An 11215-nucleotide genomic window follows, 5' to 3' on the forward strand; every position below is an offset into this window, starting at 1 on the left:
TGACCGGTTTGGAAAGCTGCAGCGTCAACCCCAGCGTGAAGAAAAACTTGTGGATTCCTTGGTGATGTGCTAATCTATTCATGAGACATGAACCTCCTTGTGGATAGTTGGTGGTACATCTATTCTAACCAAGGAATCGGTTTCATGTCTCCTTTTTTGTTTAGTTGTCAATTTATGTCAGTGAATTTGCTCATCTACAGTTACTAAAAAACCTTTGTGACGCGGTTAAGACGCGAAATGCCGGTTCAATACCGCCGGCTCACATCGACCGCATTGGCGAGCGGTTCGCCCGTTTCGATGCGGCGGAGCGTGTCTAAAACGCTATGGGCGGCGGCGTCAACTGATGTCAGCGCCGCGATATGCGGGGTGATGATGACATTCGGATGAACCCAAAGCGGCGAGTGCGGCGGCAGCGGCTCTTCTTCGAACACATCGAGCACCGCCAGGCGGACATTTCGGTTTTCCAAGGCGCCGACAAGCGCCGTCTCATCAACCGTCGCCCCACGCCCAACATTGATAAAGCCCGCGTTGTGCAAACAGGCAAAAAACGTCTCGTCAAAGAGATGATGCGTTTCCTCTGTCAGCGGAAGCGCAGCGATCACCCAATCAGCGCAGGCAAGCGCTTCCCCCGCCTCTTCATGGCGGTAAACAGCCGAAAACGGCGGCGTGTCTCGGCCGCTTCGCGAGACGCCGATCGGGGAAACCCCAAATAAACGAAGCGTTTCCGCGATGCGCCGGCCGATCTCACCCGTCCCATAAATGACAACCCGCTGTTCGCCAAGCCGCTTCGGAGCGAACGGCTTCCACTGCCGCTGCTCTTGATGCCATGCATAAACGTCATGGCATTGGGCGTCGCGCAGCAAGTAGCTGAGACAATATTCGGCGATCTGCTCGCCGAACGAGCCGACCGTCCGCGTCAGCAGCACATCCTTCTTCCATTCCCGCTTCCATAAAAACGCGTCAACGCCCGCGCCAAGCGAATGCACCCAGCGCAAGTTGGCAAGCGAAAACGGCCCGGCCGGCCGAAAGCCGACGTACGCATCCGCCCGGACGAAATCATCGTCCGTCAGTTCTTCCTCCGCCACAAAGCGAAACGCTTTATCGGGACGCTTGTCCGGAAGAAGGGCGGCAAGCTCGGCATAAAGCCTTCCCGTCACGAGAATGCGTCGGATGTTCATGGCATCACACCACCCCCAACCGCTCAAATCAACGTCCCTTTTTCACGCTCGGCTCTTTTATTCGTGATGTAGCCGGCAGACACGACCAAAATCGTCACGCCAGCGGCCACCGCGTAGACGAACGGGCCGTAAGAAAGGTGAAACCAATGCAATACCCCTTCATCCCCTGCCATCATCTTTCCGGCCGTCCACGCCAAAATGCCCGAGCCGACGTATGCGATCCAACGATGTTTTTCCATCACATGGACGATCGCTTTGGAGCCGAAAATCATGATCGGGATGCTGATGGCGACCCCAAGCACTAGCATGCCTAGATGCCCTTCCGCCGCCCCGGCGACGGCGACGACATTGTCCAAGCTCATGACCTCATCGGCGATGATGATCGTCATGATGGCTTTCGGCAACCGGTCTGCCGCTTGCACTTTGGCCTCCTCCTCCCGCTCAACAAGCACTTTATAGGCGATCCAGACAAGCAGCAAACCGCCCACAAAGTGAACGAACGGGATGTTGAGCAAAAAGACGATGACCGCCGCAAACAAAATGCGCAGCAACACCGCCCCCGCTGTTCCCCAAAAAATCGCTTTGTTTCGCTGGTCTTTCGGCAGCCGGCGCGTCGCCATCGCAATGACGACCGCATTATCCCCCGACAAAATGATATCAATCGCAATAATCTTCCATAACGCCAACAGCGCCGCGGCAGAAATAGTCAATGATATACCCACCCTTTCCCCTTTGTCTCTCTTCTTCATCATACTGCAAATTCGACTGGGGGACAACAATGGAATAGACTGTCAATGCTCTCGTCCTAACCAATTATGGGGAAGGCTCACTGCATCGTCCGAACTCCGTAGAAAAAGTTAGGGAAGCAAACCATCTTCACTGATGACTGCTTCCCTATCTCTAGCGGAAAAGGTCTATATCACTACCATTTTTTCAAACACCTATCCTTGAACGCTCTCACGCCTCTACGCCCACTATGCTTTGCCCTTCTTGAAAAAGCTGGTGATTCAAGGGGAAATGCTGTCCTCCAACAGTATTTCTCAAGTTGAAAAACCTTGCAACCCCACAACTTCCTGGCTCTTTCTCACTAGACTTCTAAGCTTTCGCTTCATCACGGAGAAAGTGATGGTTTGCCCTTTCGCTCAACCACGCCGCCACCGCTTCAATGTCATCAGAAAAGACGCGGTCAGCTGTAATGGAGGAAACAATGCGGCGCGCCTTATGGTAAAACTGCCTCGTTGACGGGGCCATTCGCTCGATGCCGCGCGCTTCGACAGCCTGCAAAGCGCAAATGAGCTCAATCGCCAACACTTTTCGAGCGTTTTGCACGATCATGTACGCATGGCGGGCGGCGGTCGTTCCCATGCTGACATGGTCTTCCTGGTTGGCCGATGACGGAATCGAATCGACGCTGGCCGGATGGGCGAGCGTCTTGTTTTCCGATACGAGCGAAGCGGCGACATATTGCATAATCATTGCTCCCGACTGCAAGCCAGGCTGTGGGCTTAAAAACGGCGGCAAGCCTTCGCTAAGCTGCGGATTGACGAGCCGTTCGATGCGGCGTTCGCTGATGTTGGCCAGCTCCGCCACCGCGATTTTCAGCAAATCTATAGCGATCGCCACCGGCTGGCCGTGAAAGTTGCCGCCAGAGAGCACCGCCCCGTCGGCAAAAATGAGCGGATTGTCCGTCGCCGCATTCATTTCGATTTCAAGCGTTTCCTTCACATAGCGAAGCGCCCTGAGCGATGCCCCGTGCACTTGCGGGATGCAGCGGAGCGAGTACGCATCTTGCACGCGCCGCTCCCCTTGCCTTGTGGCAAGCTGGCTGCCAGCTAAATAGCGGCGCATTCGTTCCGCCACCTCCGCCTGCTCCGAAAATCCGCGCGCTTCGTGGATGCGCGCGTCAAAGGCATCGAGAATGCCGTACAGCGCTTCGATTGTCATCGATGCGATCCACTCGCTCTCATACGCAAGCTGCTCCGCTTCCAAGCAAGCGAGCGCCCCAACCGCTGTCATGGCCTGCGTGCCGTTAATAAGCGCCAGCCCTTCTTTCGCTTGCAACGAAAGCGGCGAAATCCCTGCTTGTGAGAGCGCTTGATGAGCAGACATCCGCCGCCCTTCGTACATCACGTCACCCTCGCCGACCAGCGGAAACATCGCCGTATGAATGCGGCGTCACTTCCGGCATGTACAACTTCGTTCGCTGGATGGGGGCGGCCATCGCTCCAGTGCTATCTGGCGTCATCGGTCATGCCGTTTCGGCAAAGGCGCCGTTTATGGTCGCCATGGCGCTGGCGCTTGTTGCATTCCTTTTCCTTGCCTGGCGCAAACGGGAGCCATCGGCAACGAAAACTGTATAAAAGCAACCGTTGCGGACAAAACGAAAACACGCCCGTTTCTCGGTGAGAAACAGGCGTGTTTTTTATTTGGATCATTGTCATCATCTCTTATTATCACTCTATGATGCTTTTTTCATAAGCGAACCGTTTTCTTCTCGTTAATCACCACTCCTCGTTTTTTCATCTCGTCCATATATACATCCCCCGGAACGATTTGCTCCGGCGGATAGACGCCGCGCTTTGTGATCACCCCGCGGCCGATGAGCTGGGCGACAGCGGAAATGGTGTAGGCCGTCGTGCGCGCCATCGCCGTTACCTTGTTTTCGCGGTCATTAAACGTGACGGTCTCGTATTCCAATACCGTTTCCTTCCCGCCTTTTCGGCCGCCGACGATGACCCGAAGCAACACCACATCATCTTTTCCTTTCAAATCAAGCAGCGGCTTCAGGACGGAAAGCAGCACATCGCGCGGTTTGACTTTGCATCCATTGACCTCCACTTCCACATCGTGGCGCGTCAAGTTCAAATCGACGAGCAGCTTAAATTTTTCTGCATGGCCGCGGTAGCGGATCGTTTTGTACTCGAGCCGCTTCAAGTTCGGAAACGAGCGCGAGAGCGTCGACGTCCCTCCTGAGGTATGAAACGCTTCAAGCGGCCCAAACCGGTCGAAATAAATCGGCTCGACTTCCGAAAGGGACGGCACTTCCTGCTTTTGGCCGTTGCGGATGATCAAGGCCGGATCGGTGTAATGGTCAAGCAGCCCCTCGAGCGAAAACACATGGTTGTACTCCAGCGGCGGTTCGGGGCGGACAGGGATGCCGCCAACATACAGCAAGATGGATTCCACCTCATCGAGTTGACTCGCCCCATAGCCGGATAAAATGTTGATCATTCCGGGTGCGACGCCAAGGTCGGGGATGATGGTCACCCCAGCGGCTTGGGCTTGTTCATGCAGCTCAAGCACCCGGTCGGTGATATGGCCGATATGGCCGCCTAAATCGACAGAATGGACGCCAGCTGCAATAGCTGTTTTCGCCACCGTTTCGTTAAACTGGTAAAACAAGGCGTTGACAACCACATCGTGCCCTTTCATGAAAGCCGACAGCTGCCGCTTGTCGCTGGCATCCACCCGCACAGCGGCAAGCTTTTTGGAATGAAGCTGCCGCACCGTCTGCTCCGCCTTGGCCAAATCGACATCCGCCAACGTCACCGCCTCAACATCTTGGCTTTGCACTAAATCGCGTGCTGCTTCTTTGCCCATCAGCCCCGCTCCAAGCACGAGCACTTTCATCGTTCTTTCCCCCTCTGTCACCGATTGTTTGCCATACGCTCACATGACAGCCGCTTTTTTCACATCTTTGCCGCGGCCGCTGCTTCGATTCACGATATAGGTTCCACGTTGATCTTCGCTTCTCTTTTGCCGGCCATGTTGCAAGCGACAGCCCGGTTCAATCATCGGTATCGATTTGCGCCCGTTGCAGCTTGCCGCTGAAATCGACATAAATGCTCCGCCATTCGGTGAAGACGTCAAGCGCCGCGACGCCGGAGTCGCGGTGGCCGTTGCCCGTCCCTTTCGTGCCGCCAAACGGCAAATGAATTTCCGCCCCTGTCGTGCCGGCGTTGACATACACGATGCCGGTGTCCAAATCGCGCATTGCTCGGAAGACGCGGTTGACATCGCGGGTGAAAATGGCGCTTGACAGCCCGTAATCGACACTGTTGTTGACGGCGATCGCTTCGTCCAAACTGCGGACGGACATGATCGACACAACCGGGCCGAAAATTTCTTCGCGGGCGATGCGCATATTCGGCGTGACATCGGTGAAAATCGTCGGCGCGTAGTAAAAGCCGCGCGCATAGTCGCCCTCGCGCAATATATAGCCACCCACAAGCAGTTTCGCCCCTTCTTCTACGCCAATGCGCACGTAGCGGTCGATTTTTTGCAGCGCCTCTTCATGGATGACGGGTCCGACTTTGACCGTTTCATCCAACCCGTTGCCGATTTTCAATGTTTTCACGGCTTCCAGCAGACGCCGCTCAAGCTCCTTTTTCACCCACTCATGGACGATGACCCGGCTGCACGCCGTGCACCGCTGGCCTGATGTGCCGAACGCACTCCAGATGATGCCGTCAACCGCCAATGTCAAATCGGCATCATCCATGACGATCACCGCGTTTTTCCCACCCATTTTAAGCGACACTTTTTTCAACAGTCGTCCGCATTTTTCCGCAATCATCCGCCCGACTTCATTCGATCCGGTAAATGAGATGACCTTGACATCCGGATGCTCGACGAGCGCATTGCCGACTGTCGGTCCGTCACCGTGGACCACATGAAACACTCCCGGAGGCAAGCCCGCTTCTTCAAAAATGCGAGCTAATTCCTGCGCCATGATCGGTGTCTCGGGCGCGGGCTTCCATACGACCGCATTGCCGGCCACAATCGCGGGGAACGACTTCCACGTTGCGATGGCAATCGGAAAGTTCCAAGGAGTGATGATGCCGACAACCCCCACCGGCACGCGGACGCTCATCGCAAACTTGTCTTTCAGCTCAGACGGCGTCGTATCGCCGAACAGCCGCCGCCCTTCCCCCGCCATATAAAACGCCATATCAATGCCTTCCTGCACTTCGCCGCGCGCTTCCTCGATCACCTTGCCCATTTCCATCGTCAACAGCCGTGCCAATTGTTCTTTCCGCTCCTTTAGCAGCATGCCGACTCGATATAAAACTTCCGCGCGTTTCGGCGCCGGCACGAGCGCCCACTGTCTTTGCGCTTCTTTGGCTGCCTGAACGGCCTCATCAATATCGTTTGGCCCGGACATCGCCACCTCGGCAATCGTTTCCCCCGTCGCCGGATTAATCACCGGCGCAAATTGCCCGGTGCTTGGCTCCTTCCATTCTCCATTGATATAGTTTTGGATTTTCACTGTATACTCCCCCCATTTTTCCAGATGATTTATTGAGATAATTTATACATTGAACGCCGAGCGATAATCGTCAGGACTTCCTCTTGGCCCGCAAGTCCTGGATCGTGGCGGCCACCGAAATGTGGTCCGGATCGGCCAATACTTCAATCACCGTCGGCTTCTTGGCCTCAAGCGCTAACAGAAGCGCTTCCGTGAACTGTTGTTCCGTCTGTACTTGGAACCCGCGGCCGTTTAGGCATTCTGCCAACCGGGCAAACGACACGCGACCTAAATCGGTGCCGATGACCCGCCCCGGAAACTGCAATTCTTGATGCATGCGGATGGTGCCGTACATATGATTGTTAAACACAATGCTGATGATCGGAATATCGTATCGAGCGGCCGTTTCCAACTCCTGCACCGTCATCATAAAGCCGCCATCCCCGGATAAAGAAACGACGGTCCGGTCGGGAAAGGCCAGTTTCGCGCCAATGGCGGCCGGCATGCCATATCCCATCGCTCCTGACGTCGGGCCGATGTACGTGTGCCCATCCCCAAACGGGAAAAAAGCATGGAGCCAACCGGCGAAATTCCCGGCATCGTTCGTAATGACCGCATTTTTTGGCAAATGGCGCGCCAAACTTGCCATCACAGCTTCATAGAGATTGCGATGTTCCACCGGCAGCCTGGCTGTTTGTTCGTACCGTTTCCTCCGTTCAGCCGCCCATTCTTGCCAAGACGGCCGCACCGCGAGATCGAGCAAACGGGACAGCACTTCCTGACAGTCAGCCCAAACCGCGAGATCCGGTGCATACACTTTTCCGAATCCATCGCTGTCAATATCGATGTGAATCAGCGTCTGATTGGGAGAGAGCAAACGGTAATCTTGTGTCGTTACTTCCGATAGCCGCGTTCCCAATGCCATCACCACATCCGCCTGCTCGGCCGTTTCGATGACCGCTTTGGGCGACCCTAGACCTAGGTGTCCGACATAGCACGGATGGTTGTGGGGAAACACATCATGCCGCCGGAACGCCGCCATGACCGGAAGTGCATACTTTTCCGCCCATAAGCGCAGCAACTGCTCCGCTCCCGACCATTTGACGCCGCCGCCGGCAATCACGAGCGGCCGTTTGGCGCGCTTCAGAATCTCTTCAATGTGCTGTATATCCTCTTGCCTTGGGGCCGGCTTCGGCACATAGGTCTCGGCCATCACTGCTTCCGTTATCGTTTTGGAAAAGACATCTTCTGGCAGTGAAACGACGACGGGGCCGGGCCGCCCTGTTTTCGCGGTGCGAAACGCCCGTTGCACCAGCTCTGGCACCCGCTCGGCTTCGCGAATTTCGACCACCCATTTTGCGATCGGACGAAAAAACGCTTCCATATCGACTTCCTGAAATCCTTCACGTCCTAGGAAGCGGCTGTTCACTTGCCCCAAAAACACGACCATCGGAGTGGAATCTTGCCTCGCGGTATGGACGCCAATCGCCAAATTCGCCCCGCCAACCGCCCTTGTAGCCAGCACGACGCCGCACTTTTGCGACGCTTTCGCATACCCTTCCGCCATAAAGGAAGCACCCCCTTCATGGCGGGCGGAGATGAACTCGATGGATGGCTCATCATAGATGGCATCAAGCAGGGGCAAATAACTTTCCCCCGGCACACCAAACACATAACGGATTTGTTCCTGTTTGAAACATTCGACGATGGCTTGAGCCACCGTGATGTGACGCATCGTTCGCTTCATGGCGCCGATTCCTCCCAATTCACTTGCTTCCATCGTTCAACGGCTTGCTCTAGACGCTCCATCGGCGCTGACAGCGATACGCGGACATATCCTTCCCCTGCGGGTCCAAACGCTGTTCCCGGTGTGACGATGACTCCCGCTTCTTCGAGCAGTTTGGCGGCAAATCGTTCGGATGAGTATCCGTCATAGACCGGGATCCACAAGAAAAAGGTCGCTTTCGGCCGCTGCACGTCGATGCCCAGTTCTCGGAGTCTCTCGACCATCCTATTCATGCGTTGTTCATAAATGCGGCTATTTTCTCGAATAAACGTCCGTCCGTTCGTCAAAGCGGCCACCGCCGCCTTCTGGATCGGAATAAACTGGCACGTATCCGTGTTGCTCTTGATCACCGAAAGCGCTCGAATCATGTCCTGGTTTCCGACTACGTATCCGATGCGGCAGCCGGCCATGTTATAGCTTTTGGACAACGATCCAAATTCCACCGCCACTTCCTTTGCCCCGTCCACCTGCAAAATGCTCGGCGCTTGAAAACCGGCAAACGTCACGAACGAGTAGGCCGCATCATGAGCAATGAACATCCGGTGCCGACGGGCAAGTGAAACGGCTTCGGCCAATACATCCAAATCGACAGCGGCGGCCGTCGGATTGCTCGGATAATTGAGAAACATGATTTTCGCTTGGTCATAAACGGACGAGGGAAGCGCATCAAACCGAGGAATATAACCATGTTGCGCATCGAGCGGCAGCGATCGGCTCTGGCCGCGGGCAAAATGGACGGCCGTCCGGTAGACAGGATAGCCTGGATCAGGCACCAAGGCGAGCTCGCCGGGATTGAGAACGGCTTGTAGCAAATGGACGATTCCTTCTTTCGAGCCGATTAACGCCAACACCTCGGTCTCCGGATCGAGCTTGACGCCATATTCCCGTTCATAAAAACGCGCGACCGCTTCCCGATACTCCCTGCAGCCGCCATACGGCGAATACGTATAGTGTTCTGGCGCATCGAGCGCTTCTTTCAACGCTTCGATGATAAAGGAAGGGGGCGGCAAATCGGGGGCGCCGATCCCTAAATCAATGACATCGACCCCGAGCTTTAGCAGTTCTTCTTTTTTCTTTTGAAATCGGGAGAACAAATATGGCGGCATCGTCTGCACAATATCGGAAAATGTGTTCAATCCCATCCCTCCTCATGGCCCTTCGTTTCAGTTTATGCGCACGCCCATCCCCCTCATGCCCGTCTCACGTTCCAGAAGCAGCCTATAATATTAATGGCTTGCGCACATCAAGACATCATCAAAATCTTTTTTCTCGAATAGCAGGCTTTTTCACGAAGCTGCTAGAAGGCCGGTGATTTACTGAAACAACAGCTTACTGGAATCGCTTCTCAAGTAGAAAAAGCTTGTAGCATCGACCCTATTTTCACACGTTCACCCATCGATCAAGGAAAACAGCGTTTTTTCACCGGCCTTCTGAAAAAACGCGATCCAACCATCTGAAACCCGGCCCTTTCGCCATAAAAAGAAGCGGCCGGCATCATCCACGGTTCGATGACGCAACTGGCCGCTGTCTATGGAAGCGAAGCGCCGGCGAAGGCGTCGCGATAGACTGCGCAGTTTTCCCCTCATGATCATTCTATGATTCAAAATTTGCACCTTATGCCATTATCATAATCCATCTGAAACGATTTGTAAATATATTTTTTGAAAATTATATATTTTAAAAATAATAAAAAACCACACCCATTTGCACAACAAACAAGAGGGGCGATGAACGTTCGCCCCCCTCCGCTGCTTCGATCAGCACTGAGCGCTTTCCAGCTCATGCTTTTTCCGTTGATCGAACTTCCAGGTTATGAATAATGTTTAATTTATTCAAAAATATTAAAATCCTTCATTAAACATTATTCTTCGTTAAGCCACGTTTAGCTTAACTGGGTGTAACCCCACACCCTCTATCCCATCGGCAAACGCCTTTGGGAATACTTTCCTAATAATGTTGTACGCTCCGTTGACATCTGCGTTAATCAGTATTCATTTCTCAGATTGGAATAATCCTCGTTTGATGCGCTTCCCCTTGTATTGTTTTTGCTTTTTGATTTCTTCCATGTCTAAAAAACTACATTTCGATGTGTAGCTTTCTTCTGTTACAATGACACGAACCCCTTGCTCTTCCGCTTTGTACTGTAATTGATGGATAAACATATCATAAGGAATTTGAACGAACGCTTGATTTAGTCGTTTCCCTAAATCAACCTCTTGTTTCCAATTATCATTTTTACCAATAACAATCGTATCAATGTTATGTTTAACACACCAATCTACAACATGTCTGCTTGCTTTATGCATGAAGTCTTTAATTTTATTGTTCCGTTTTAATGTTAATTTTTCTAGTCTTTTACTCCAATCCAATCCATTTTGTTTCTTTAAAATACTTTGAAAATACGCTTTTTGTTTGTTGTAGTATTGATTTATGGATTTAATACCTTTGCCATTAATAACAATCGGTGTTTCACCGATGTTATTTACCATAGTTACAAAGTTATCTAATCCTAAATCAATACCTACAACACGATTACTTTCACGAATCATATTTGGAATTTCTTTTTTATAAACAACTTCAATTACGTAAATACTACCCTTTGGTACAATTCGCACTTGTTGCAATCCTTCAATAACCTTTGTTTTTAGTTTTAAATCAGTTTTTGGAAATTTAATGTATCCATCCTTTAATCTTACATTGTTGATTCGTGAAAATCACAACATTACGCCCATTTTTCTTTTTATATTTAGGCAATTTTGGTTTACCTAAATATTTTTCTTTGTTTTTGATCCAATCCTTTATAGCCTTGAAAAATGACTTCCAGTTCTTATCTAGCAATCTTAATATTTGTTGCGATGTTTGAGCAGGTAATTCTTTATAAACTTGTTCGTGTTTCAACATCTTATCTAATGAATTATAACGAATCCATTCATTGTTATTTATAAACTCTTGCCTAACAATGTAATTAGCATAATTGTAAAGATTTTTAGATTTGAAACATAA

7 protein-coding genes and 3 pseudogenes are annotated in these 11215 nt (G+C 52.2%); 1 reads left to right on the forward strand and 9 read right to left on the reverse strand.

Features of this window, described 5'->3' with window-relative positions:
* Positions 1-245 precede the first annotated feature (245 nt).
* The 3 genes and pseudogenes from IKE44_RS07160 to IKE44_RS07170 form a co-directional block, all read right to left on the reverse strand.
* The gene (locus IKE44_RS07160; protein WP_287465455.1) at positions 246-1178 is read right to left on the reverse strand and encodes a D-2-hydroxyacid dehydrogenase; all 933 of its coding nucleotides are present in this window, start codon (positions 1176-1178) and stop codon (positions 246-248) included.
* A gap of 23 nt (positions 1179-1201) precedes the next feature.
* The gene (locus IKE44_RS07165) at positions 1202-1930 is read right to left on the reverse strand and encodes a TerC family protein (RefSeq protein WP_200899753.1); all 729 of its coding nucleotides are present in this window, start codon (positions 1928-1930) and stop codon (positions 1202-1204) included.
* A gap of 343 nt (positions 1931-2273) precedes the next feature.
* Positions 2274-3326 (reverse strand): annotated as a pseudogene (locus IKE44_RS07170) (aromatic amino acid lyase); the annotation flags it as partial.
* 2 nt (positions 3327-3328) lie between these two features.
* Here IKE44_RS07170 and IKE44_RS07175 point away from each other — a divergent pair.
* A pseudogene (locus tag IKE44_RS07175) lies at positions 3329-3538 on the forward strand (MFS transporter); the annotation flags it as partial.
* Between the two features lie 112 nt (positions 3539-3650).
* On the opposite strand, the gene IKE44_RS07180 reads toward IKE44_RS07175, so the two are convergent.
* From IKE44_RS07180 to IKE44_RS07205, 6 genes and pseudogenes are all read right to left on the reverse strand, one after another.
* A complete protein-coding gene (locus IKE44_RS07180) occupies positions 3651-4808 on the reverse strand; it encodes a saccharopine dehydrogenase family protein (RefSeq protein ID WP_049624904.1) in 1158 nt (385 codons plus the stop codon).
* 157 nt (positions 4809-4965) lie between these two features.
* Positions 4966-6447, reverse strand: a complete 1482-nt coding sequence (locus tag IKE44_RS07185) for an aldehyde dehydrogenase family protein (protein WP_049624905.1) — start codon at positions 6445-6447, stop codon at positions 4966-4968.
* Between the two features lie 70 nt (positions 6448-6517).
* On the reverse strand, positions 6518-8173 hold the full coding sequence (locus tag IKE44_RS07190; RefSeq protein ID WP_049624906.1) for a thiamine pyrophosphate-binding protein: 1656 nt from the start codon (positions 8171-8173) through the stop codon (positions 6518-6520).
* On the reverse strand, positions 8170-9348 hold the full coding sequence (locus IKE44_RS07195; protein ID WP_121650057.1) for an aminotransferase class I/II-fold pyridoxal phosphate-dependent enzyme: 1179 nt from the start codon (positions 9346-9348) through the stop codon (positions 8170-8172). Before IKE44_RS07195 ends, IKE44_RS07190 begins: the two co-directional genes overlap by 4 nt.
* 855 nt (positions 9349-10203) lie before the next feature.
* Positions 10204-10917, reverse strand: coding sequence for an RNA-guided endonuclease InsQ/TnpB family protein (locus IKE44_RS07200; RefSeq protein WP_353806758.1), 714 nt, complete (start codon positions 10915-10917; stop codon positions 10204-10206).
* Positions 10883-11215, reverse strand: a pseudogene (locus tag IKE44_RS07205) (RNA-guided endonuclease TnpB family protein); the annotation flags it as partial. The gene IKE44_RS07200 and the pseudogene IKE44_RS07205, both read right to left, overlap by 35 nt.

Source organism: Geobacillus sp. (genome assembly GCF_017515625.1).
Classification (GTDB): Bacteria; Bacillota; Bacilli; order Bacillales; family Anoxybacillaceae; genus Geobacillus; species Geobacillus stearothermophilus.

Excerpts from the sequence above, each read along its gene's own strand:
- IKE44_RS07160 (WP_287465455.1), bottom strand. The coding sequence starts at position 1,178 with ATGAACATCCGACGCATTCTCGTGACGGGAAGGCTTTATGCCGAGCTT.
- IKE44_RS07165 (WP_200899753.1), bottom strand. The coding sequence starts at position 1,930 with ATGATGAAGAAGAGAGACAAAGGGGAAAGGGTGGGTATATCATTGACT.
- IKE44_RS07180 (WP_049624904.1), bottom strand. The coding sequence starts at position 4,808 with ATGAAAGTGCTCGTGCTTGGAGCGGGGCTGATGGGCAAAGAAGCAGCA.
- IKE44_RS07190 (WP_049624906.1), bottom strand. The coding sequence starts at position 8,173 with ATGAAGCGAACGATGCGTCACATCACGGTGGCTCAAGCCATCGTCGAA.